23 protein-coding genes are annotated in these 20,757 nt (G+C 73.3%); 13 read left to right on the top strand and 10 right to left on the bottom strand.

Annotated elements, in window-relative coordinates; genetic code table 11:
- Positions 1 to 10: 10 nt before the first annotated feature.
- The 5 genes from EMA09_RS07840 to EMA09_RS07820 all read right to left on the bottom strand — a co-directional run bounded on the left by EMA09_RS07840 (position 11) and on the right by EMA09_RS07820 (position 7,658).
- Positions 11 to 4,135: a serine protease gene (locus EMA09_RS07840; RefSeq protein WP_129840204.1), complete on the bottom strand. Its 4,125-nt coding sequence runs from the start codon at positions 4,133 to 4,135 to the stop codon at positions 11 to 13.
- The gene (locus EMA09_RS07835; protein WP_240796292.1) at positions 4,132 to 4,458 is read right to left on the bottom strand and encodes a trypco2 family protein; all 327 of its coding nucleotides are present in this window, start codon (positions 4,456 to 4,458) and stop codon (positions 4,132 to 4,134) included. Before EMA09_RS07835 ends, EMA09_RS07840 begins: the two co-directional genes overlap by 4 nt.
- A 101-nt stretch (positions 4,459 to 4,559) precedes the next feature.
- Positions 4,560 to 5,768 carry an alpha/beta hydrolase gene (locus tag EMA09_RS07830; protein ID WP_129840202.1) on the bottom strand — a complete coding sequence of 403 codons (1,209 nt, stop codon included), beginning with the start codon at positions 5,766 to 5,768 and terminating at the stop codon, positions 4,560 to 4,562.
- 94 nt (positions 5,769 to 5,862) lie between these two features.
- A complete protein-coding gene (locus EMA09_RS07825; RefSeq protein WP_129840200.1) occupies positions 5,863 to 6,525 on the bottom strand; it encodes a response regulator transcription factor in 663 nt (220 codons plus the stop codon).
- Positions 6,522 to 7,658, bottom strand: a complete 1,137-nt coding sequence (locus EMA09_RS07820; RefSeq protein ID WP_129840198.1) for a histidine kinase — start codon at positions 7,656 to 7,658, stop codon at positions 6,522 to 6,524. Before EMA09_RS07820 ends, EMA09_RS07825 begins: the two co-directional genes overlap by 4 nt.
- A 132-nt stretch (positions 7,659 to 7,790) precedes the next feature.
- Between EMA09_RS07820 and EMA09_RS07815 the strand changes: the two genes are divergently transcribed.
- Genes EMA09_RS07815 through EMA09_RS07805 form a run of 3 tightly spaced genes read left to right on the top strand, consistent with a single transcriptional unit; the run spans position 7,791 to position 11,135 of the window.
- Entirely contained in the window at positions 7,791 to 8,714 is a 924-nt protein-coding gene (locus tag EMA09_RS07815) for an ATP-binding cassette domain-containing protein (protein WP_129840196.1), read from the top strand.
- Positions 8,711 to 9,508 (top strand): ABC transporter permease, encoded by a 798-nt coding sequence (locus tag EMA09_RS07810; RefSeq protein WP_129840194.1) that lies wholly within the window; start codon positions 8,711 to 8,713, stop codon positions 9,506 to 9,508. The genes EMA09_RS07815 and EMA09_RS07810 overlap by 4 nt, the downstream gene beginning before the upstream one ends.
- Positions 9,509 to 9,536: 28 nt before the next feature.
- Positions 9,537 to 11,135, top strand: coding sequence for a glycoside hydrolase family 43 protein (locus EMA09_RS07805; protein ID WP_240796291.1), 1,599 nt, complete (start codon positions 9,537 to 9,539; stop codon positions 11,133 to 11,135).
- A 20-nt stretch (positions 11,136 to 11,155) separates the two neighbouring features.
- Here EMA09_RS07805 and EMA09_RS07800 read toward each other — a convergent pair whose 3' ends face one another.
- Complete coding sequence (locus EMA09_RS07800) at positions 11,156 to 11,623, bottom strand: NUDIX hydrolase (RefSeq protein ID WP_129840192.1); 468 nt, start codon at positions 11,621 to 11,623, stop codon at positions 11,156 to 11,158.
- A 313-nt stretch (positions 11,624 to 11,936) separates the two neighbouring features.
- Between EMA09_RS07800 and EMA09_RS07795 the strand changes: the two genes are divergently transcribed.
- The 5 genes from EMA09_RS07795 to EMA09_RS07775 all read left to right on the top strand — a co-directional run bounded on the left by EMA09_RS07795 (position 11,937) and on the right by EMA09_RS07775 (position 14,283).
- Entirely contained in the window at positions 11,937 to 12,347 is a 411-nt protein-coding gene (locus EMA09_RS07795; protein ID WP_129840190.1) for a hypothetical protein, read from the top strand.
- A gap of 101 nt (positions 12,348 to 12,448) precedes the next feature.
- Positions 12,449 to 12,970, top strand: a complete 522-nt coding sequence (locus EMA09_RS07790; RefSeq protein WP_129840188.1) for an AAA family ATPase — start codon at positions 12,449 to 12,451, stop codon at positions 12,968 to 12,970.
- A gap of 109 nt (positions 12,971 to 13,079) precedes the next feature.
- Positions 13,080 to 13,469: a hypothetical protein gene (locus EMA09_RS07785; protein ID WP_129840186.1), complete on the top strand. Its 390-nt coding sequence runs from the start codon at positions 13,080 to 13,082 to the stop codon at positions 13,467 to 13,469.
- Positions 13,466 to 13,720 carry a hypothetical protein gene (locus EMA09_RS07780; RefSeq protein ID WP_129840185.1) on the top strand — a complete coding sequence of 85 codons (255 nt, stop codon included), beginning with the start codon at positions 13,466 to 13,468 and terminating at the stop codon, positions 13,718 to 13,720. The genes EMA09_RS07785 and EMA09_RS07780 overlap by 4 nt, the downstream gene beginning before the upstream one ends.
- 59 nt (positions 13,721 to 13,779) lie before the next feature.
- Positions 13,780 to 14,283, top strand: a complete 504-nt coding sequence (locus EMA09_RS07775; RefSeq protein WP_129840183.1) for a hypothetical protein — start codon at positions 13,780 to 13,782, stop codon at positions 14,281 to 14,283.
- On the opposite strand, the gene EMA09_RS07770 is transcribed toward EMA09_RS07775, so the two are convergent.
- From EMA09_RS07770 to EMA09_RS07765, 3 genes are all read right to left on the bottom strand, one after another.
- The gene (locus EMA09_RS07770; RefSeq protein ID WP_240796290.1) at positions 14,224 to 15,432 is read right to left on the bottom strand and encodes a methyltransferase domain-containing protein; all 1,209 of its coding nucleotides are present in this window, start codon (positions 15,430 to 15,432) and stop codon (positions 14,224 to 14,226) included. The genes EMA09_RS07775 and EMA09_RS07770 overlap by 60 nt on opposite strands.
- A 20-nt stretch (positions 15,433 to 15,452) precedes the next feature.
- Positions 15,453 to 15,590, bottom strand: coding sequence for a hypothetical protein (locus EMA09_RS28235; protein WP_168220662.1), 138 nt, complete (start codon positions 15,588 to 15,590; stop codon positions 15,453 to 15,455).
- A 121-nt stretch (positions 15,591 to 15,711) separates the two neighbouring features.
- Positions 15,712 to 16,737, bottom strand: a complete 1,026-nt coding sequence (locus EMA09_RS07765) for a methyltransferase (protein ID WP_129840181.1) — start codon at positions 16,735 to 16,737, stop codon at positions 15,712 to 15,714.
- Between the two features lie 296 nt (positions 16,738 to 17,033).
- Here EMA09_RS07765 and EMA09_RS07760 point away from each other — a divergent pair, with 296 nt between their 5' ends.
- The 3 genes from EMA09_RS07760 to EMA09_RS07750 are packed head-to-tail and all read left to right on the top strand — an operon-like array spanning position 17,034 to position 18,723.
- A complete protein-coding gene (locus EMA09_RS07760) occupies positions 17,034 to 17,621 on the top strand; it encodes a hypothetical protein (RefSeq protein WP_129840179.1) in 588 nt (195 codons plus the stop codon).
- 35 nt (positions 17,622 to 17,656) lie between these two features.
- The gene (locus EMA09_RS07755; RefSeq protein WP_129840177.1) at positions 17,657 to 18,415 is read left to right on the top strand and encodes a sporulation protein; all 759 of its coding nucleotides are present in this window, start codon (positions 17,657 to 17,659) and stop codon (positions 18,413 to 18,415) included.
- Between the two features lie 26 nt (positions 18,416 to 18,441).
- The gene (locus tag EMA09_RS07750; protein ID WP_129840175.1) at positions 18,442 to 18,723 is read left to right on the top strand and encodes a hypothetical protein; all 282 of its coding nucleotides are present in this window, start codon (positions 18,442 to 18,444) and stop codon (positions 18,721 to 18,723) included.
- A gap of 26 nt (positions 18,724 to 18,749) precedes the next feature.
- Here EMA09_RS07750 and EMA09_RS07745 read toward each other — a convergent pair whose 3' ends face one another.
- Positions 18,750 to 19,091: a hypothetical protein gene (locus tag EMA09_RS07745; protein WP_129840173.1), complete on the bottom strand. Its 342-nt coding sequence runs from the start codon at positions 19,089 to 19,091 to the stop codon at positions 18,750 to 18,752.
- A 166-nt stretch (positions 19,092 to 19,257) separates the two neighbouring features.
- Here EMA09_RS07745 and EMA09_RS07740 point away from each other — a divergent pair, with 166 nt between their 5' ends.
- Entirely contained in the window at positions 19,258 to 19,875 is a 618-nt protein-coding gene (locus EMA09_RS07740; RefSeq protein ID WP_240796289.1) for an antibiotic biosynthesis monooxygenase, read from the top strand.
- Between the two features lie 28 nt (positions 19,876 to 19,903).
- Positions 19,904 to 20,500: a YdcF family protein gene (locus tag EMA09_RS07735; protein WP_129840169.1), complete on the top strand. Its 597-nt coding sequence runs from the start codon at positions 19,904 to 19,906 to the stop codon at positions 20,498 to 20,500.
- Positions 20,501 to 20,757 lie beyond the last annotated feature (257 nt).

Here is a 20,757-nt window from a genome sequence, read left to right as displayed (position 1 = left end):
CGGCGGGCCGTCAGTGCCGCGCGCCCGGACCGTCCTCGTCGGACAGGGCCGTGAGACGTTCGCGCAGCGCCTCGACGGCGTCGGGCTCCGCCCCGCCACCGAGGAGATGGCGCCGCAGCCGCTCGTCCATGATGTCGAGTGCCCGCCGCGCCGCGCGCGTACGGGGCTCGCCGTGCGCCTGCTGTCCCAGCCGGTGCGCGACCTGCTGGAGGAGCGGAAGGATGGCGGGGTCCTTCTGCGAGCGCACGGCCAGCCAGTCGAGTGAGGCGTTCAGCACGTGCTCGACCTCCTCGCCGGCCACCAGGTCGCCGTCCCGCAGCAGCGCCACGAGCAGCGGGCCGTGATGCTGAACGCGTTCACTGCCGGGCCGCAGCTTCCGGCGGCCCGCGACGGTGGCGCGGCGGCGTGTCCCCGCGGCCAGGGCGCGGTCACCCAGCAGCCGCGTGAGCAGCGCCGGGGTGCGGTTGGAACGCGGGTGCCGCTCGCACCAGTCCGCGCAGGTCGCGTGCAGCCGGTCCCGTGCCAGCGGATCGAGACGGTCGGTGCCCTTCAGCATGGTCAGAAGGGCGGTGAACGCGGTGACGGGGAGGTCCGTTTCGTGCAGCAGGTCGCAGGCACGGGCGACGTAGCGGTTCCACTCCGCCGGGATCTCCGCGCGCCGGTCCAGCAGGATGTCCGTCAGGAACGGGCCTCCCGAGCGGGGCGCGAGGTAGCGCGGCGACAGGGTGTGGGCCGCGCGCGCCGCGATCCGTCCCCGGTCCTCCGCCGTCGTGCCCGCCGCGGTGAACGCGCTGGTCAGGAGGCGGAACGCGGCGGACGTGAGGGGGTGGGCGTCGAGCCAGCGCAGCGCGGCGGCCATGGCCCGCTCCCGCTCGGCGGCCGTGAGGTCGACGCGCTGGAGGAGCGAGGTGAGCGGGTAGGCGGTGTGCTCGTCGGTGGGCCGCTCGTCCAGTGCGGTGAACGTCGCGGTCAGCAGCCGGTCGCGCGTGCCGGCGTCGAGGTTCCTCTTGTGCAGCAGGGGCGGGAGGAGGGACCGTGCCAGCGTGGCGGACGGCGTGTTCTCCACCAGGGTCAGCGCCCGGTCCGCGTGCCGGTGCAGGACGTCGTGGTCGTCGTCGATGAGGCGGGTGTACAGGAGCGTCCCGAGGACGTCGATCTCACCGCGCCGGCGGTGGCGCGGGTCCCCGGCGGCCAGCCACGCCACGGCGTACGTCGCGAGTTCGGCCTGTTCCTCGGGGGTGAAGGCCGCGTTGTTGCGGCCCGTGGACTTCCGCGCGTTCCGCAGCAGTGCGGGCAGTACCAGGCCGAGTTCGAGGCAGTTCCTCGTCCGTTCCGTCGCACGCATCGCCCGCACCCAGTTCCACGCGGCCTGGACGGCACGCGGCAGCGCGTCCCGGCTGGGCAGGTTCGGGCTGATGAGTTCCTTGAGCACGTGCGCCGTGACCGGTCGCTCGCGCTGCTGGGCCTCCTCGACCCAGCGCAGCGCTGCCTGTACGGCGTCCTTGTGGTGTTCGGCCAGATCGCCGTACAGCCGCTGCCGGCTCAGGAGTGAGACGAACGCGAAGCTCGCATCGTCGGGGTGCTTCCTCGTGTCCGTCCGCCGCTCTTGGCTCGGGAGTGGGACGGTTGCGGTTCTCGCGTCGTCGCGGTCTTCTTCCGCGACCGCGCCCAGTAGGAACTTCGCCGTGTGCAGCAGCCGCGGCCCCCTGAACTCGGGCCGTTCGACGAGCGGTCCGGCGACGAACAGCGCACTGCGCTTGTCACCGTGCAGCGTGAGCCAGTGCACCGCCTTGGCGACGACCCCCGGGACGCGGGGGTCGCCGTGGGGGAGGCCGATTCCCTTCCCGGCCTGGAGCAGCCGCTGCAGCACGTGCGACGCGACGGGTTCCGTCCCGTAGTGGGTGAGCCAGGTCAGGGCGTTCTCGGTGGTCTGGTCGTCCGGCGGCGCGTCGTGGGGCAGGGCGGCGCGGCCGTAGGCCCGTGCGGCGGTCCGTTCCACGGGGTAGCGGTCGAGCCATGCGACGAGGTACGGCTGCCCCACGTCCGGCAGGCGGGTCGCGACGGCCACGACGGTGTCACGCGCCACCCTCCGGCCGCCGTGCCGTTCCAGCCATGCCGCGGCGAGCGAGTCGCGCAGTACCGGCCGCCACGATCCGAGCGGGAGCAGCGCCCGCAGTACGGCGCCGTCGACGTCGCCCACGATCAGCCCGGTCAGCCCGTCGAGGTTGCGCGCGGCCCACGCGTCGACCTTCCGGTTCAGCCTGTCGCCGTCGTCGGCGAGGGCCTCGGCCAGCCGGTTCACCGCGACGGCGACCCGGGTCAGGGCGTCTCTGCCGGCCAGGCCGGCGTCGAGCACGGCGTCGAGCCCCCGGGGGTGCACGTCGCGGCTTCCGGCGGCCAGGACGCACTGGGCCAGCATGTGGTCGGCGTACAGGTCGTGGCCCGGCTGCAGCATGTCGTCCACGGCGTAGAGCAGGCCCAGTTCGCTCAGGCGTTGGAGCACGATGCCGCCGGCCGCCCCGGGGTCGTCGTCCGATCCCGCGTACGCCTCGGCGACACGGTTGAGGGCCGCGGGCACCGGGCACGGGGCGACGGCCACGATCCGGGCGACGGCCGCGGTCACGGGGTCCGGCGGGCGGAGCGCGGCCACCGCGACGAGCCCGGCGTCCTTCAGCAGGTTCGGCGGCCAGGTGCCGAGGGCGCCGTCGCGCGGTCGCGGTGCGCGGGTCAGGACGCGATGCGCCGCGGCCTCCCCGTTGTAGTAGCGCGCCAGGAGCTGGCTGACGGCCGGCGGCCCCTCGCACATCCCCACGACGAACTGCTCGTCCTGCTGTTTGACGGCCTCGGGGGCCAACTTCCGTACCATCGCGCGGCTGATGGCCATCCGGTAGGCCGCGTCCGCACGGGCCGCGACCGGTTCGAACACCGTCCCCAGGTCGGTGTTGGCGTGCGTCGGGAGCTTCCTGACGTCACTGACGCGGTTGTCCCGCGCCGTCGTCAGGATGGCGCAGGCCACGCCGTCGCCGGCCGCCCGCTGGCACAACCGCTCCAGGTCCTCGGGCGGTTCGGCGACGAGGTCGGCGTCCTCGGCGACCAGGAGCACGCGGTCGGCCAGGTCGCGCACGCTCTCCCACACACTGTCCAGCGGCAGCGACGCCGTCAGGTGCAGGACCAGCCAGCCCTCGCGGTCCGCGAGCGCGGCCGTCTCCAGGCACAGCCGCGTCTTGCCGGCGCCGGCGGCGCCCGTGATGACCACCCCGGCGGGCAGCGCCGGGTCACGCGCCACCGCGGCGAGGCGTTCGAGCAGGCCCCGGGGCGAGGCCGGGCCGTCGCCCGGATCGACGAAGGGGAGGTGATCGTCGATGCGGCACAGGGCGGGCGGGATGGACGCCATGTGGTCGTGGTGCGGGCGCAGTTCCCTGCCCGCGACGTTCCAGTCGTCGGGGAACGCCGGGCGCGGTCGCGGGTCGATGCCGTGGTCGCGCAGGGCCGCGCGCCAGTCCTCGTCCTCGACCTCGTCCAGCATGGTGATCTCCTGCGTGCCGGTCCCCGCCGCCGTGAGGTGGCCGCGGAAGACGGCGACCAGCAGGCCGGACCGCTCGGTCACGAGGGCCGCCCCCGACATCCCCTTCCACGGGCTCTCGCCGGGCGCGGCGGGCTCGGGGGACCGGTCGAGGGTGGCGCGCAGGGTGCCGGGGTCGCCGGTGTCGCCGGGGTGGATCACGCACCGGGCCTCGACTCTGCCGCGCAGATCGCCGGGGAACGTGGTGTGGCGGGGGTGGCCGAGGGCGAGGGCCGTCACCGGCGCGCCCGCCCGGCGGAGCACCGAGCCGATGTGGACGGGCGGCACGGGGTGGGCGGGCGGCCGGTCGAGTTCCAGCAGTGCCAGGTCGATCCGCGTGTCCGACCACCGTTCGGTCACCGGCCGCCAGTCGCCGTCGGCGCCGAGGTCGGCGATGATCGCCGGTGACCCCGCTTCGAGGACGTGGGCGGCTGTGAGGATCAGGCGGTCGGCGATGAGGTAGCCGCTGGCGAAGTCGTACCGCTCCTCGCCGTTCTCGCCGTCCGGCAGCCGTACCAGGACGCGGGCGACGCGCCGCGCGTCCGGGGCGTGCGGGCGGCCCGCCCGCCTCACCGCGGCGGGCGGGACAGCGTGTCGTTCGTCGCGACCGGGCCGCCGGCCGCGGTGCGGGCGTCGAGCTGGAGCCGCAGCACCTGGACGTCGCTGCGGCTCTCGGAGCGCCGGGAGCCCGCCGAGATCACATGGACGCGGATGCCGCCGTCCAGGTCGCCGGTGCGAGTGAGGGTCGTCTGGAGTTCGAGTTCGAGGGAGGACACGGCGAGCCGTACCGGCCCCGCCTCGGCCTCCGCTGCGGCCATCGCCTGCCCCAGTTCGCGGCGGATCGCGCCGAGCGCGGCCGCCAGTCCGATCTCCGGGTCCCCGCCGGACGTCCCCACCCGAATCCCCCTTCGCCGTTGTGCGGATCACGGGCCATGGTAGTGCCGTGCTCCGTCAATCGCACTGGCCGCAGGCGAAGTTGGGACGGAACCGTCGGCGGTCACGGGGCGTGGAAGGAGACTTCGGGATTGCCTTCCGTCGGCCCGTCGAGCAGCGGTTGCCGTACGCCCCGCAGGTGCAGGTCGAAGAACGCGCCCGTGTAGTCGCGGGTGATCTCCCCCGACCGGTCGCCGGGCAGCGGGAACTCGGGGTCGGTGATGCCCAGTTGCGCGCCGAGCACCGGCACGTCGATGAAGGAGAAGTGCCCGGCGTCCGCGACGGTCAGCCACCGCCGCCAGCCGTCGAGACGGTCCCACGCGGTGTCCCACGTGTCGTCGTCCCCGCCCGGGACGTGCAGGTTCTCCGTCCCCATCATGAGGAACGGCCGGCCGTCGAGGCCGCCGGCCGGCATGGGCGCGAAGAACGTCCCGTCCAGGTTCACGCCCGCCACGACGCGCGGGTCGGCAGCCATCGTCGCCGCCGCCGCGTCACCCCCGATGGAGTGGCCCGCCATCCCGATCCGGTCGGCGTCGATGAGCCGCGCCCACCGTCCGCCGCGCCGCGTCAGCTCGTCGACGACGAACGACACGTCGGCCGCCCGGCCCTCCGCCACGGCGGTGAGCACCGGGTTCCGGCCGCCCTCCGGGGCCTCGTCCTCGCCCTCCTCGACACGGACGCACGCCACGCACGTCAGCATCCGGCCGCCGGGGAAGAGCGTGCCGACCGACTCGTACGCGTGGTCCACGGCGGCCACGACGTAGCCGCGGCTCGCCAGGTCCTCGGCGAGCAGCGTCAGCGTGCCGCGCTGCAGGGAGAAGCCGGGGGAGAGGACGACCAGCGGATGACGGCCGCCGGCCGGGCGGGCGCCGTCCCGTGCCGTCAGCTCCGTCGACGCGACCGTCTCGGCCGGGACGGCGCCGGCGAGGCCCTGGCTCTCCAGCAGCGCTTCGGCCTCGCCGGTGGTCATGTAGGCGGCGGCGGAGCCGGTCCGCGCATGTGCCGGGTAGTACAGGGACACCATCAGCTCGCGGGCGCCGGCGGACGGCACCCAGGGGTCGGTGCGGTCGGTGTCCGTCAGGTGGAGGGTGTCGCGGCCCACGGCGTACGGGCCGGTGGGCGCGGGCAGTTCGAGCCGTACGGCACCGGTGTCGGCGGTCTCCACGGCGGTGGGGGCGGCGGGCGCGGCCAAGGCGTCGGCGGCGGGCAGCAGCGGCAGGGCGAGGGCCAGGAGCGCGGTGAGGGCGGCGGGGCGCCGTCGGTTCACGATCATGCCGTGGACCGTACGGAGATCCCCGCCGCCCGGGCATCCACCGATGGTCTGCTGCCCGCCTCGACCTTCGTCATGCCTCCGATGCGCAAGAGGTTCAACGCGGCGGTGCGACGAGGCGCAACTCGTAGGCGATGATCACGAGGTGTACGCGGTCCCGGGCGTCCAGCTTCGAGAACAGCCGCGCCACGTGGGACTTCGCCGTCGCGACCGAGATGACCAGCTCCCGCGCGATCTCGGCGTTGGAACGGCCGAGGCCCACGAGGGTGAGGACCTCCCGCTCCCGCTCGGTGAGGTGCGGGACCGCGCGGGGCGCCGGGCCGGGCGCGGCCTCGGGCCTGCGCACGAAGTCCGCGATGAGGCGGCGCGTCACGCTCGGCGCGATCAGCGCGTCGCCCGCCGCCACCACACGGATCGCGGCCAGCAGGTCGTCAAGACCCATGTCCTTCACGGCGAACCCGCTGGCCCCGGCCCGCAGCGCGCCGTACACGTGCTCGTCCTCGTCGAACGTCGTCAGCATCAGCACCCGCGTGCCCTCGCGCCCCGAGGTGATGAGCCGCGTCGCCTCGATGCCGTCCATGCCGGGCATCCTGATGTCCATCACGACGACGTCCGGTGCGCACTCCCGCACCAGCCGCACGGCCTCAGCACCCGTGCCGGCCTCGCCGACGACCGCCAGGTCCGGCGTGTCCGCGATGAGGACGCGCAGCCCGGACCGCACCAGCGGCTGGTCGTCCGCCAGGACCACGCGCACGCTCACCGGTCCGCCTCCGCCGGGACGGGAAGCGCGGCGGCGACCCGGAAGCCGCCGCCGGGGCGCGGCCCCGCCTCGAACCGGCCGTGCAGCAGGGCGACGCGCTCCCGCATGCCGGTGAGCCCGAAACCCCCGCCCGCCGCGCCGCCGTCCCGCATGCCCCGCCCGTCGTCCACGACCTCCACGGACACCTCCTCCTCGCCGTACTCGACACGCACGCGGCAGCGCCCGGTGCGCGCGTGCCGCACGACATTGGTGACGGCCTCCTGCACGATGCGGTACGCCGACAGCTCCAGGTCCGGCGGCAGCGGTCGCCGCCGTCCGCCCCACCGCAGGTCCACGGTCACGCCCGCGTCCGCCGTGGCGGTGGCGAGCCGCTCCAGGTCGTCGAGCCCCGGCGCCGGGCCGAGCGGCACGGCGGCGGGACCGGGCTCGGCCTCCCGCAGCGCGACGAGCGTGCGGCGCAGCCCCGCGAGGGTCTCCCTGCTGGTCTCCTCCACGGCCCGCAGCGCCGCGCGCGCCTCGGCCGGCTGCGTGTCGATGACGCGGCTGCCCACCCCGGCCTGGATCGCGATGATGCCGATGCTGTGCGCCACCATGTCGTGCAACTCGCGGGCGATCCGCAGGCGTTCGGCGGTGACGGCCTCGGCGACCTCCTGTTCGCGCAGCGCGGTCGCGTGCTCGCGGCGCTCGCGGCCGAGGAGCCCGATCACGCTGGCGGTGACGATCGCGAGCAGCGCGACGACGATGTAGCCGGCCAGTTGACTGCTGCCCTGCCCGGCGATGGCCACGGCCTGCGTGGTGAACGTCAGGGCGGCGGAGGCGAACCAGCGGCCCCGCGACGTACGGGCGGCGAGCACCCCGAGCGCGACGTCCGGCGCAGCGAACGTCCACAGCCGCGTCGCGTGCCGGTCGTTGTGGGCGTAGACGACGACGAGCGCGCCGAGCACCGTCACCACGAGCGCGACCGCGGGGCTGCGGCGCGCCACCCGGGCGAGCAGGCCCGCCGCCAGCAGCGCGCCCGCCGCGTGGAAGGTGCCCGGCGCCTGCGGCGTGCCGCCGAGCAGCAGGCCGAGCGCGAGGGCGTACAGCAGCACCGAACCGGTGGTCCGGAGTGCCGCGTTCGCCCTGTCGTTCACGGGCCGACCCTAACCGGGCACCGCCGCCGCCCTCATCGGCCCGGGGATGTACATCCCCGGGCCACCACCGCGCGGGCGGTACCGTCCGCCGGCCGATGCGCGGGCGCGGGCCGCGCGGCGAGGGTGGGACGCATGATCGAAGTCACGGCACTCACCAAGCGCCACGGCGGCAGGAACGTCGTCGACGACCTGTCGTTCACCGTCGTCCCCGGGCAGGTCACCGGGTTCCTCGGCCCGAACGGCGCGGGCAAGACGACGACGCTGCGCATGATCCTCGGCCTGGAGCGCCCGGACGCCGGGACCGCCACCGTCGGCGGCGTCTCGTTCCGAAGCCACCCGCGCGGCCTGCGGCACGCCGGCGCCCTCCTGGACGCGGGCCAGGTGCACGGCGGCCGTTCCGCCCGCGCGCACCTCGCCGCCCTCGCACGGAGCAACGGCCTGCCCGCGCGCCGTGTGGACGAGGTGCTGGCCGAGGTCGGCCTCACGGACGCTGCGGGACGCCGCGTCGGCGGCTTCTCGCTCGGCATGAAGCAGCGGCTCGGCATCGCGACCGCGCTGCTCGGCGACCCGCCGGTGCTGATGTTCGACGAGCCGGTCAACGGGATGGACCCGGAGGGCGTGCTGTGGGTGCGGCGCCTGTTCCGGCGGCTGGCGGCGGAGGGCCGCACGGTGTTCCTGTCCAGCCACCTCATGTCGGAGATGGCGAACACGGCCGACCGGCTGGTCGTCATCGGGCGGGGCCGGCTGATCGCGGCCGAGTCGGTGGCGGACTTCGCTGCGCGCGGCGGCCGTCGTACGGGCGTGGTCGTCGGCACGCCGAGGGCCGCCGAGCTGACGGCCGTGCTGACCGCCGCCGGAGCGGCCGTCGCACCGGAGGACGCGCCCGGCGGCGACCGGCTGACGGTCACCGGCCTGGACGCGGAACGGGTCGCCGCCCTGGCCGCCGACCACCGCATCCCCGTCCACGAACTGATCACGCGCACCGCCTCCCTGGAGGAGGCGTTCATGGAACTGACCGGTGACAGCGTCGAGTACACGGCAGGAGACCCCCGATGAACCCCCCGCCCGCCCGCTTCACCGACCTGGTCGCCGCCGAGTGGATCAAGCTCAGGTCGCTGCGCTCGACGCCCTGGCTCCTCGGCCTCGTCACGGCGTTCGTCATCGGCGCCGCCGCCGTCGAGTCGTTCGGCGACCGGGGCGAACTGCCGCCGGACGCGCCGCCCGCCGCGATGCTGATGGACGCCTTCTCCCGCGCCGGCTTCATGACGCTGATGCTCGTCGCCGCGGCGGCCGGGGCGGTCGCCGTCGTCAGCGAGTACGGCAGCGGCATGATCCGCACGACGACGGTGGCCGTACCGGCGCGCGGCTCCGTGCTGCTGGCGAAGGCGGTCGTCGTGACGGCCGTGTGGACGGTCGTCGGCCTGGTCGCCTCGACCGTCTCCTACCTGGTGGCCCGGGCGGTCCTCGGCGCGGAGATCGACGTGCCGTCCCTCACGGACGCCGGCGCGGCCCGCGCGTACGCCGCGTGCGTGCTGGTGGCGCCCGTGTGCGCGCTCATCGGCCTCGGCGCGGGCGTCCTGATCCGGCACAGCGGCACCACCATGGTGACGGTGGCCGTGGCACTGCTGATGCTGCCGACGTTCTTCGCCACCGACCGGCGGTGGACGGCCGCGGTGCACCACGCGATGGTGTTCCCCGCCTGGGGACGGCTGGTCGACACGTGGCCGCGCTTCGAGACGCCGCCCGGGTTCTTCCGTGCGGAGATCGGCCCCTCGTGGGCGGTGTACGGGATCTGGCCGTTGGTGATGATCACACTGGCGGTGCTGGTGATCCGGCGCCGCGACGTCTGAGACCACCGCCGCCACGGGAGGGCGACCCATGCGGGACGACGCGCCGATGATCGACAACCCCGTGCTGCCGGGCTTCCGGCCCGACCCGTCCATCGTCCGCGTCGGCGACGACCACTACCTGGCGACCAGCACCTTCCAGTGGTTCCCCGGCGTCGGCCTGCACCACTCGAAGGACCTCGTCCACTGGCGGCCCCTCGGCGGCGCCCTGACCGAGCGGCGGCTCCTCGACCTGCGCGGCGTCCAGGACTCGGGCGGCGTCTGGGCACCGTCCCTCACGCACCACGACGGCCGCTTCTGGCTCGTGTACAGCATCGTCCGGCACAGCGGCACCGCCTACAAGGACGTCGACAACTACCTCACGACCGCCGAGGACATCGGCGGCCCCTGGAGCGACCCCGTCTTCCTCAACTCGTCGGGCTTCGACGCCTCCCTCTTCCACGACGACGACGGCCGGCACTGGCTCGTGAACGTCGAGTGGGACCACCGGCCGGGACGTCCGCGCTTCGGCGGCATCGTGCTCCAGGAGTACGACGCCGCCGCACGCGCCATGACCGGGCCGGTCACCACCATCGCCCGCAGGGAACGCCTCATCGAGGGACCGAACCTCTACCGGCGCGACGGCTGGTACTACCTCATGCTCGCCGAGGGCGGCACGGGCTGGGACCACGGCATCTCGATGGCGCGTTCCCGCACGATCACCGGACCGTACGCGTTCGACCCGGCCGACGCCGTCCTCACCTCCCGCCACGACCCCGGACTGCCGCTCCAGAAGGCGGGCCACGGTGAACTCGTCACCACCGCCGACGGCCAGTGGTACCTCGCCCACCTCGCGTCCCGCCCCGAACGGGGACCCGACGGGCAGCCGCGCTGCATCACGGGACGCGAGACGTGCCTCCAGCCCGTCACCTGGACCGACGACGGCTGGCTGCGCCTCGCGGACGGCACCGCGACCCCGTCCACGCGCGTCCCCGCGCCCAGCGGCACCGCACCCCACCCGTGGCCCGCCGAACCGCCCCGCGACGACTTCGACGGCGCCACCCTCTCCCCGGAGTGGTCGACACCGCGCGTACCGGCCGACGAGACGTGGGCGAGCCTCACGGCACGCCCGGGATTCCTGCGGCTGTACGGGCGGCAGAGCCAGCACTCGCTGTTCGACCAGAGCCTCGTGGCGCGCCGCGTCACCCACCGCCGGGTGACGGCGACGACGTGCCTGGAGTTCGCGCCGCGCCGCTACGCGCAGTCCGCGGGCCTGATCGCCTGGTACGACGCGTCCACGTACTACTACCTGCGCGTCACGCACGACGAGGACATGGGCCGCGTCATCGGCCTGGTGACCAACGACGCGGGCACGTACGACGAACCGGCCGACACCGTACTGCCGTGCGGCGACTGGCCCCGCATCCTGCTGCGCGCCCGCATCGACGGACCGGAACTGCGCCTGGACGCGGCACCGGAACCGGACGCGTGGCGGCGGATCGGCCCCGTCCTGGACGCGACACGCCTGTCCGACGACTACGGCACGGGCTCACGCTTCACGGGCGCGTTCATCGGCCTGTGCGCCCAGGACCTCTCGGGCACACGGACACCGGCCGACTTCGACTGGTTCGACTGGCACACCGCCGCCTGACCCGGCCGCAGGCCGCGCTGTCAGTGCTGGAGCAGGCCGCCCACCGGGGTGGGGGTGATGTGGCCGGTCGGGGGGAGGGTCCGTGCCAGTGCGAGGCCGTTGTCCACCAGTGATGACCTCCGCAGGCCGGTCAGGTCGGGGATCGGGGTCCAGACCGACTCGGTCACGTCGTCGCCCGGTTCGGGGCGCAGTGGGCCGCCGGTGACGCGCACCCGGTAGAACACGCCGACGTTCTGGTGCAAGACCCCCGCTCGCGCGATGTCGGCGGGGATCAGGCGGGAGTCCACGCCCAGCAGGCGTTCGACGACCGCCGTGCAGCCGGTCTCCTCGGCGACCTCCCGGATCACCGCGTCGAACGGGTCCTCCCCGTGCTCGACCCCGCCGCCCGGCAGCGACCAGGTGCTCACACCCTCCGGTGACACATGGCGGACGAGCAGCACGCGCCCGTCCTCGACACACACGGCGTACGCCGCCAGCCGAAAGCTCATCCCGCACCTCCCGCCGGACCGTACCCCGGGCGTGGTTCTTTCGCCGCCGTAGCGGCCGGTTGCGGACCCTCGAAGCATTCGGGACGCAGGGGGAGCAACGTCGAACGGGACGTCTCAATCTTCCCGCCCGCAAAAAGAGTTGGCCGTACGCACGCCCTCGTCGCACGTCCGTTCCCCTGCTACTGTCACTCCCGCCCCACGAGACGACAGACGTTCACTCATCTTTCCCGTCAGCCAATGGGATTGTTCTTCCGGTCGTCACTCGCGAGGTGTGCGTGTCCCTGACTCGGTCGGATCTGGAAGGAGATCGCCGATGCGATGGTTGCGGCGGTTCGGGTTCATGGCGGCTGCGGTGGCGGCGGTCGTGTTCGGTATGGGAGGGCAGGCGAACGCGGCGGTGCCGCCGAAGAACTCCGGCTGGGTCTACACCCTGAGCGGGAGCGGCGCGACGTTCTTCGACGCCGACCTGGCGGGATACCCGTCGTACGAGAAGTACACCGTGTGCGACAACACGTCGGACGGCCGTGGCATCATCGCCACGTTCGTCGGGACGTCGCCCAGCGGCTACGCCATCGACCGGGAACTCCGCGACCCGTCCAACAACGGCGACTGCGCCGCGGCCTCCGGGAACTTCTTCGCGGACGGGTACTACGTCTACATCACCGTCTGCGAGTACTACGGCGACAACTACGTGAACTGCCGGCAGGGCACAGGCGTGGCGTAATGCCTGAACCCAGGCGCACGGGCGTCCCGCGAGCGGCCACACCGCATGCGGGGCGCCCTGCCCATGCGTCCCCCGGCCGGGGCGGCGCTAGCGTGAGCCGCATGATCGTATGGCTCAACGGGACGCATGGCGCCGGCAAGACGACGACCAGCGCGCTCGTGCAGCAACTGCTGCCAGATTCACGGGTGTTCGACGCCGAGAAGGTCGGCGAGACCCTGATGGACATCAAGCCGGGGCTGCCCGGGACGGACAACTTCCAGCACTGGCCGCCGTGGCGGCCACTCGTGGTCGAGACCGCCCGCCGCGTCCTCGACTACACCGGCGGCACCCTCGTGATGCCGATGACCGTCCTGGTCGAGGCGTACTGGCGCGAGATCAGTGCGGGACTCGATCAGCACGGCATCCCTGTACGGCACTTCGTCCTCCACGCGGATCAGGAAACCCTCCGCCGCCGCATCGAGGGCGACACCGTTCTCGGCCCGTCCTGGTTCCGCCTCAAGTACCTCGAACCGTACGCCGAGGCCGCCCGTACCTGGCTGCACGCCGAGGCCGAGGTCGTCGACATCACACACCTCACCCCCGCCGAGGCCGCCCAGCGGATCGCCGAAGCCGTCAAGAACTGAGCCCCAGGGGGCGTACGGCGGGTGGTGCGCGCCCCCGGTGGTGCGCGCGCGACGACGTCACTCTTCCGCGCCTCGTGCGGTGGGGGAGAGTGTCCGTAGCGTGTCCGGGGTGACACGTGCCTGTGGCCTCGTGAGCGAGGAGTTGAGTGTGGAGGCTGGGCAGTGGCCGCCGACGCGGTCGCCGTACCGGATCGAGCCCGGCGAGGGGCCGCGGACCGAGGACGAGTTGGCCGTCGCGCTCGCCCCGTGGCCGGACGAGGTGGCCCGCATGCGCGCCGAACTCGCCCGCGCGGCGGGACCCGAGCAGCGCGCGCGGACCGTGTCCGCGTGGCGCGCGGTGTGGGTGATGCGGACCCATCCGCGGATCAGGGCCGCGCTGGACCGCCTCGGCGACGGGCCGGACCCGGACGCGGTGCCGGCCGATGTGGTGTGGGCGCAGTACGACGATGCGTACGAACCCCGTACCCCGCCCGGCGCGGACGGGGAGCAGGAGCGGTGAGGTACAAGGTCAGCCTGAGCGGCGACGCGCAGCGCGGCCTCGGTACGCTCACGCCCGCGCAGCGGCGGGCCGTCCACGGCGCCCAGGAGACGCTGGCCCGCCGGCCGAGGGAGGTCGGCGAGCCGTACGAGGGGAGCGGTCCGGAGGCACTGCGCCGGTGGGTCCTGCCCGCGGCGCGGGTGTCGATCATGTACCGGGTGCTGGACCGCGCGGTCGTCGTCGAGGTGGTGTGGCTCATCGGCCACCCCTGAGCGGCGGGCGGGTGGCGCGGGTGGTGTACGGCGGGCCGTGCCTTCAATAGCCTCGCGGCATGGTCTCGGACACGGTACTGGTCGGGCTTCTCACCTTCCTGGGCACCGGGTTGGCCACGGCGGCCGGGGTGTGGCAGTGGCAGCGCGCCCATGCCAGGGAAGCGCGGGCCGACTTCCGAGCCGAGCGGGTGAAGGCGCTGGGGGAGGTGTGGGAGGCGCTGTCCGACCTGGAGGAGACGCAGCGCACGTCCGTGACCCGCCGAGGTCAGGCGGCCGGGACGGGCGAGCTGACGCGGGTCAACCTCCTGCTCCTGCGGCGTTCTCCTTTCCTCCGGCCGGACGAACAGGAGTGGGCGCAGGCGTTCGCGCACCACGTGACGGTGATCGACACCCTGATCCGGGCGGAGGCGGAGGGCGGCCGTCCCGCCGCGCAGTGGTGGATCACGAGCGCGCAGCAGCCCGCGTCGTCGGGCATCGCGGCCGTGGCCGCTCAGCAGCTCCGTTCACTGCGCGTCAAGCTGGGCGAACGGTACGCCGCCGTCGTGCGCGGTGACAGCGACTGAACCCGTGTCCCGCCGGGCATCGGCGGCCGGGTGGTACGGCCCGTTGCCGGTGTCGCCGCGCCACACGTACTGGCGGTGCGGCGTCACGGTCATGCCGAAGTCGTGGAACGCGGGTTCGTCGTGGCGGGTCCAGTGGTCCCAGGCGTGGGTGAGTTCTTCGTCGAGGTCCCTCGGGCCGCCGACGAAGGCGGTCCCGCTCCCACCGTCGAGCACGGCCCATGAGGAGCGCCCGTCGTGCAGCCCCACGGTGACCGCCCGGCCGCCCGACCGGGTGAAGACCTGTACGTCCGGCAGAGCGACGCGGAGGGCGAACAGCAGATGCGGGTCGTCGCGCAACGGCTCCGTGTCCCGGGCGAACGGCCTGGTCAGCCGCGCCGGATCCGTACCACGGACACGGTTCCAGGCGAGCCCGGTGGCCGGGAGACGGTCGCGGGCGGGCATGAACGTGCTCAGGCCGCGGACCCGTCCGGACGCGGAACGGCCGTCGTCGGCGACCGTGAGGGCGACGTGTCCCATACGGCCCCATGGTGTGACGATCCGGCCCCCGGGGCGGGTCTGCTCCACCCACGCCCACGGGATCGTGTCCACCGCGTAGGTGGCGATCAGCCGGTCGTACGGGCCGCGGCCGGGGCAGCCGGCGGCGCCGTCGGCGACCACGACCGTCACGTCCGGGCAGGGGGCGGCCGCGAGCCGTTCCCGGGCGGTGGCGGCGAGTTCGGGATCGACCTCGACGCTGACCACCCGCCCGGCACCGGCCCGGTATGCCAGCAGCGCCGCGTTCCACCCGGTGCCCGTGCCGAGTTCGAGCACGCGGTGCCCCGGGTCGAGGCGGAGGGCGTCCAGCATGTCCGCCACGACGGCGGGCGCGCTCATGCTGGAGCCGGGCAGACCGCCGACGATCCGCGTCAGGGCCGCCGAACCGGGACCGGCGTAGACCCGGGCCGCCCACCCACGCGGGTCGGCGGCGCGCTCGACGGCCGCGTAGGCGTCGCCGTCCCAGGCCCACAGCCGGTCCGGGGCGAAGAGTTCACGGGGCAGCCGGGCCGCAGCGCGCCGGATCCACGGGGACCGCGCGGGCCACTCGCCCGCCGCCTCCATGGCGGCGTCCAACCCGGCCCGCAGAGCTTCGTGTTCCGGCGACACTGCCATGTCTCTCGCTGCCTCCGGGGCTACTTCTCGTCCTTCTTGCCGTCGTCCTTCTTGTGCGTGCCGTTCCCGGTGGACGGCGTCTCCACCCGGCTGTCGCTGTTCCCGGGAGGCGGGGTGCCCTGGCTCAGATCCGGCTCGGGCTTGCTGTGTGCGCCCATGGTGCTACCTTCCGTGAGATCGCTTGCGGGCATCATGGCACGGGGCGGGGGCCGGCCGGTCGGCTGATGCGCCGGGCGCCGGCCGGTCCCCGTTCCCCCGGGGCCTGTTCGGGGCGGGAAGCTAGGCGGGCTTGTGGCAGACGGCGAGGGTGTCGTGCTCCCCGAGCGGCCGGAACGTGACGGTGTCGAACCCGGCGCCGGTGGCGTACTCCCGCAGTTCGTCCGTCGTGTACGCGCGGCCGCCCTGCGTCATCACCAGCATGGAGAGCGAGACCTTCAGGCTCTGGTCGGCCGTGCTGCCGGGCGCGTCGCCGAGCATCCGGTCGTAGACCAGGAACACGCCGCCGGGCCTGACGCTGTCGTACGCCTTGCGCACGAGGGCGCGTTGCCTGCCGGGGTCCCAGTTGACCAGCGCGTGGCCGATGATCGCGATGTCGGCCGGTGGCAGGTCGTCGGTGAGGAAGTCGCCCGGGTGGAAGGTCAGTCTGCCGTCGAGGCCGCGCTCCGCTCTCTTCTCGTCGAGGTACGGCGCCATCATCGGCAGGTCGAAGACGTGGCCCTCCAGGTGCGGGTGGGCGGCCAGGATGCCGGCGACGACGCTGCCTCGGCAGCCGCCGATGTCGAGGACCGACCCGTACCGGCCCCAGCCGTCGAACGCCGCCACGAGGTGGGGCATCAGGGAGTCCGTCATGTGGTCCATCTGGTTCGCGAACTGCCGCAGCACGTCGAGGCCCGCGACCATGCTCATGAACTCCTCGCCGCCGTACGGTGCGCCGGTGCGCAGCGAGTCGGTGAGGTGGGTGAGCGCGGGGAACAGCCGGAGGCGTACCACGTCCCCGATGTAGGAGTCGGCGCCGCGCACGAGGTACTGGTCCGCGGCCGGGGTGTTGCGGTACTTGTCCCCGTCGCGCAGCAGCACGCCGTTCAGGACCAGCAGGTCGAGCCAGTCCGACACGCCACGGCCGCGCAGACCGAGGGCGGAGCGCACGGTCTCCGCGTCGGCGGGGCCGGAGGAACGCAGCGCCGTGAACAGGTCCAGTTCCAGTGCGCTGAGCAGCGTCTGGGCGTCGCACAGGGAGTTGGTCAGGCTGACGAAGTCGGGGGTGGCGGCGGCGGTCTCGCCGACGGCCGGGAAGGCAGGCGTCATCACGTCTCCAGGACTGGGGCCGATGGGGTGATGTGGGGATGGATCCCGTTTTCGGGCGCCACATCACGTGATCGCACTGCCCGGCCGTTCCGGCCCCCGAACCTCGACGCGTTCATGACACTCTAATGAGCGATGTGACGCCCCGGACGACGGCGCCCGGTACGAGCGCGCACGCGGCGCCCGCCGCCGGGAAGAAGTGCGCCGCCACGGCCGCCGCGCTCATGCGGACGCCGTGGTGTGCGGGGGAAGGAGGGCCTGCCTGCGGGGGCGAGGAGGGTGCCGCTTACGGTGTGGCGGTGCAGCTCATCCCGTCGCCGCGGATACCGGCGAACGAACTCCGGCCCCGCCGCTACTGGTACGCCATAGCGGCCGGCATCGCCCTCGTGCTGATCGTGCTGGGCGTGGCCATCGGCGTGTACCGGTTCATCAGCGTGCGCGACGCGGTGGACACCGACAGGCGATTCGCCAACGGCGAGACCGCCACCGTACGTCTCGAACCGGAGAGCGACCGGGCGCTCTGGGTCAAGTACCCCGGCCAGTCACCCGGTCCGGAGTGCGACATCACCGGGCCGGGCGACCCCGTCCTCACCGACCCGGGCACCGACGTGTGGTTCACCCGCGACGAGACCTGGGACCTCCTCTACACCATCGACGTGTCCCAGGCCGGGGACTACACGATCACCTGCTCGTCCGACGCGCTGTCCCGGTACGCCTTCGGGGAGACCGAGGGCCTGTTCGCGTTCGGGATCGGGCTGGTCCTGGCCCTTCTCCTCCCGGTCCTCGGGGTCGGCGTCTGCGTCACCGTCGTCATCGTCACCGCCGTCCGCCGCCGGCGGCACCGCAAGCGGCTGCTCGCCGAGCGCCGGCCGGCCCAGGCCGGGTGAGACGGCCGGCGCGTGGCCGGCCGTATGCTCCGGGGATGTTCACTCGAATGCGCGCGCGGTCCGGCGGCGGCCCGGTGGATGTCGACACCCAGGTGCTCGCCGGGGTCGTCCGTCCCGGGGACACGGTGCCCGGCCAGGTGGTCGTCCGGGGCGGACGGTCCGGCACGGAGATCCAGGGGTTCACCTTCGACGTGCTCGCGTCATGGCCCGCCGCCCCCGGTGTGGAGGCCGGGGAGGACGAGATCAACCGCGCCCACGCCGACGGCCCCTTCACGATCCCGAAGGGCGAGGAGGCCGTCGTGCCGTTCACGGTCCGGCTGCCGTGGGCGACTCCGTTCACCGAGGTGGCGGGGCGCGCCCTGGGGATCGTCCTGGAACTGCGGACCGGCGTGGACGACAGCGTGCCGAGGGCCGGTTCGGACGAGGACCTGCTGCACGTCTCGCCCCTGCCGCTCCACGAGGCGATCCTCGACGCCTTCGCCGGCCACGGATACACCTGCGAGGCGGGGCGTCTGGTGGAGGAGTGGATCCCGGACGTCGACCAGCCGTACGACTTCTACCAACTGCTCGACCTGCGGGACCGTACGACGGACGGGGCCGGCACGGACCTCGAACTCGTCTTCCTCACCAACGCGGTCGGCTGCGAGATCCTGCTGCGGCGCGCCGGCCACGGCGTCCGGTACTGGGACGAGAAGCCGCCGGCCGGCCGTTTCGTCGCGGCGCACCACGATCTCGACAGCACCGACTGGAATCGTCGGGTGGGCGATTGGCTGGGCCGGGTGAAGGCGCTCTGAGCGGGACGAGGAACCGGCGGATCGTCGTGATCTGGGCGGGGCTGTGCCTGTCCGGAATGGCCGTCACCTGGGCACTCAATGCCTGGTCCTATTCGGGGGGACCTGAATCCCCGGCCGGGAATCCGGAACCGAGCGGAACGTACAGCGCAGAGTGCGAGGCGATCGCCGACGGGATCGCGCAGGCCCGCTTCGACGAGTTGAAGACGCAGGAGAAGGAACGCCTGCAGGGTCAGCTCACCGTGATGGACATATCGGTGCCGGAGGAGTGTGCGGACGAACTCGAAGCCCGCGGCCTGATCGACCGCTGACCGCGCGCCCTCCCCGGGCCGCCTCGTCAGAGCACCCGGTACGTCAGCTCGTACAGGGACAGGGACAGCGCGCCGATCGCCTGGATCCGGTCTCCGAGGCCGATCTCGGAGGGAATGATCTTCGCTCCGCCGATGAAACTGGCGCGGTCGTTCGCCTCGTTCCATTCATGCAGGATGATGTCGATGGGTTCCTGGTTCACGAACGGCACGAACCGCTCGTCGAACTCGTACACGTCCCCCACTCGCATTCTTACTTTCTCGAAGACTCCGCCGTCACCTCTGCTGATGATGATTTCGTCCGCGCCGTCCGGGTCCTGGATTCTCTTCGCCTCCAGCCATAGAAGCTTGGCGAAAGCAGCGTTCGACATACCGGTCTCCTATGTTCTGAATCGGACAGCGTATGAATAACTGATAGCACGCGCATCCGAGGGTCGCATGTCGGGAAAATTGCCCGGCCCGGGAAACCGTCCGCTTGACTTCAACCGCGCTTGAAGTTCCATGCTGGGCAGGCAGCGACGACAGGAGAGCCGTGTGATGTCGAATCAGCTCCCGGACCTGGCCCGGCCCGACGCCGGGACCACACTGGTCAGCGAATGGATCGTGGACACGCCGGACCGCCAGGACCGGGCGGCCCGCGCACTCCTCCAGGAGTGGGACGAGCTGTCGGCCAGGCTCCGCCCCGAAGCCTTCCTGCGGCTCAGTTGCTTCGCGAGCGCGGACGGGCGGGTGCTGCTCAGTGTCGCGCAGTGGACCAGCGACGAAGCCCACCTCGCCTGGATCCGGGAACACCGGGCCGAGATGATCAGCCGCATCGACCGGGAGATCCCGGGCATCCGGCGTCCCGGCCTGGTCCGCTTCCGGCTGGCGCACACGGTCACGCCCGACGGTGCGGGTGACGACACGACCGACCTGGTCGTCGTCGAGCGCGCCGAGGGCGCGCCGGGGTCCGTCGCCGAGGCATGGGCCGGGAGCACCGCCGACCGGCTGCGGACGGCACCGCCTCCCGGCATGGGCACCGCGCACGTCCTCGTGAGCAAGGACGGCGCCCGCGGCCTGCTCTACGCTCCGGTGACGCGCGCGGAGGGCTTTCCCGGCGCGCTGCCCCATCGGCTGATCGGCGCCGTCGCGGGGCCGGGCGACGACGGCGCATGACCGGCGGACGGCGCCGTAGGGTTGCCCGATGCGGCGGACGACGCGGTGGGTAGTGGCCGGGATCGCGGTCCTGGCGTGGGGTGAGTGGCTGAACCGGCGGTGGTCCCGGACGCTCGTGGGGAGCGGCGAGGGGCCTGCCGACGTCGTGGTCGTGCTGGGGTACCGCAATCCCGGAGCCACGGCGAACGTCATCAACCGCTGGCGGGTCCGCGCGGGCATCCGCTCCATCGCCGCTGACGACGGGCGCGGCGCACGGCTCGTCCTCAGCGGCGGCGCGGTCGGCGGCGGTACCCCGGAGGCCGAGCTGATGGCCCGGTACGCGAGGTCGCTCGCGTTCGACGGCGTGGTGACGCTGGAGGACCGGAGCCGGACGACGTGGGAGAACGTCACGAACGTGATTCCGATGCTGGAGGACGCCGACCGCATCGCCTTCGCGTCCCAGCCCGCCCACGCGCTCAAGGCCCGCGCGTACCTGCGCCGACAGCGCCCGGACCTCGCGGGGAGGCTCGTCCGCGCCGACGACTACCGCCCCGGCGAATGGCTGGTGGCGAAGCCGCTGCTGGCGCTGTACGGCCTGTGGACGCTCCGGGGGCTCAGCAGGGACGAACGGCAACGCTCGGCGTAGACGGCGGCGGCCGTATCGGCAGGGCGGAAGTCACGGTGCCCCGTGCGGTCGTTGCCCGCCGGGGCTCCGCCATGGACCTGCTCCGCCCGTCGTTCGGGCGCGGAAGCCCGCTCGATCTGTCGAAGGTCCTGCGTACTGCCCCGAATCCCGCGCGGCCCGCTGTGCCGCTCCACAGGACACCCCCTCTCACGGGTGACGCCCGAACCGGGCACGGACCTCAGTACACCGGCGGATTCGGCACACGGGGAGGCTCACAA

This window comes from Streptomyces sp. RFCAC02 (assembly GCF_004193175.1).
GTDB lineage: Bacteria > Actinomycetota > Actinomycetes > Streptomycetales > Streptomycetaceae > Streptomyces.
This window is presented reverse-complemented; position numbering and strand designations above follow the sequence as displayed.